Origin of the sequence: Acidovorax sp. HMWF018, assembly GCF_003061035.1 — a bacterium.
GTDB classification, from domain to species: Bacteria; Pseudomonadota; Gammaproteobacteria; order Burkholderiales; family Burkholderiaceae_C; genus Acidovorax; species Acidovorax delafieldii.
This window is the reverse complement of sequence record NZ_QAIM01000342.1, coordinates 1-1,682: the sequence shown is the minus strand read 5'-3', so window position 1 is coordinate 1,682 and position 1,682 is coordinate 1. Positions and strand designations below refer to the sequence as shown.

Here is a 1,682-nt window from a genome sequence, read left to right as displayed (position 1 = left end):
CCGCCGCTCGCGTGGCGCCGCCAAGTACAGGTGCGTGGCCGCGCTGCCCACCCAGCCGGTGCCAATCATGTTCACCGGCGCTGTGATGAAGCGCACCAGGTCGTGGATCGTGTCGCCCGACTCCAGGTGCCCGCCGGGCGAGCTCACCAGCATGTCGATGGGCTCGGCACTCTCGGCATCCAGCGCAATCAGCCGCCGCGCCACATCGGCGGCCAGGGTGTCGGTGATGGTGCCAAAGACCAGCAGAGTGCGGGCCTTGAAGGCTTTTTCTTCCAGGTAAGACGTGCGCGGTTCGGCGCCTTGGGTAGGGGCTGAAGCGGGTGTGGTTGTATCTGGCGTGTCCATAGGGCAAGTCCTTGCGAGTGATAGGACTGCCTTGACGAACGAGACACGCCGGGCGTGACATTTCTCTGCGCTTGCATATCCAGGCCAGCGCTGCATGGCGGACCCACTGGCCCGCACTGCACCCTTTGGACTGTTCAGCCTGCGGCCACGCGTTGCCCCGGCGCAATGGTGGGCGGCGCCGCATTCAGCGTCTCGATCGCAAAGCCCGCCGCCGCCTTGTAGCGGGCCATGAAGCCCTCGCGTTCCTCGCGCGGCAGCACGTCGTCGATGTGGTCGAACACCCCGCCGCAGCGCTCGTCCACCAGCCCCAGCAGACCAAACGGGCCGGAGCCCCGGTTGCGCAGCACCAGCGCAGAGATGTCCTTGCACAGCTTGTCGTCATAGGCACGCAGCGCCTGCGGGCCCACACCGTGCGCGATGAGCTGCGCCCCCAGCACGCGCGCATCCACGATGGCCTGGCTGGCACCGTTGGAGCCCACGGGGTACATCACATGCGCCGCGTCGCCCAGCAGCGCCACGCGGCCGTCTACCCAGGTGGGCACGGGGTCGCGGTCGATCATGGGGTACTCAAAAATGTCCTTGGCGCCGCGCAGCATGGCAGGCACGTCCAGCCAGCTGTAGTTCCAGCCCTCGAAGTGGTGGATGAACTCCTCCAGTGCCACGCGCCGGTTCCAGTCGCCCTGCTGCCAGCCGCCCTGGTTGTCGACCGTGATCTCGGCGATCCAGTTGATGGTGGCCAGGCCTGTGGCCGGGTCGGGCGGGGTGATGGGGTAGAACACCACACGGTGCCGCAGCGAGCCCACGCCCACAAACGACGCGCCCGTGCGCACCGGCACCCCCGGCGTGGTGCCGCGCCACATGATGGCACCGCCCCACTGGATGGGCGGCTGCGTGGGGTGCATCTGCGCCCGCACGGCCGAGTGCAGGCCGTCGGCGGCAATCAGCAGCGAGCCAGCTACCTCACGCTTCTCTCCGTCGCGTGTCTCGACAATGGCGGTGACGCCGTTTGCATCCTGCCGGTAGCCCACCACCCGCTGCCCCAGCTGCACTGCGTCGGTTCCCAGGCGCTCTCGCACCGCGTTGAACAGCATCATCTGCAGCTGCCCCCGGTGCACCGAATACTGGGGCCAGTGGTAGCCCGCCTCCAGCCCGCGTGGCTCGGCGTACACCTCGTTGCCGTTGCGACCCACCAGCGCCCATTCGCGCGCCTGCAGGCCAATCGTGTCCAGCACCTCGTTGCTAAACCCCAGGTCGTGCAGTTCTCGCACGGCGTTGGGCTGCAGGTTGATGCCCACGCCCAGCGGCTGCAGCTCGGGCACTGTTTCAAAGACGATGCA

General features: G+C 67.8%; 1 protein-coding gene and 1 pseudogene. Both read right to left on the bottom strand.

Annotated features, from left to right (window positions below; translation table 11 throughout):
• Nucleotides 1-345 (bottom strand): annotated as a pseudogene (locus tag DBR23_RS30625) (ATP-dependent Clp protease proteolytic subunit); the annotation flags it as partial.
• A gap of 134 nt (nucleotides 346-479) precedes the next feature.
• Nucleotides 480-1,682: flavin-dependent oxidoreductase (locus DBR23_RS12850; protein WP_108498507.1), on the bottom strand; the 1,203-nt coding region annotated here is incomplete at its 5' end.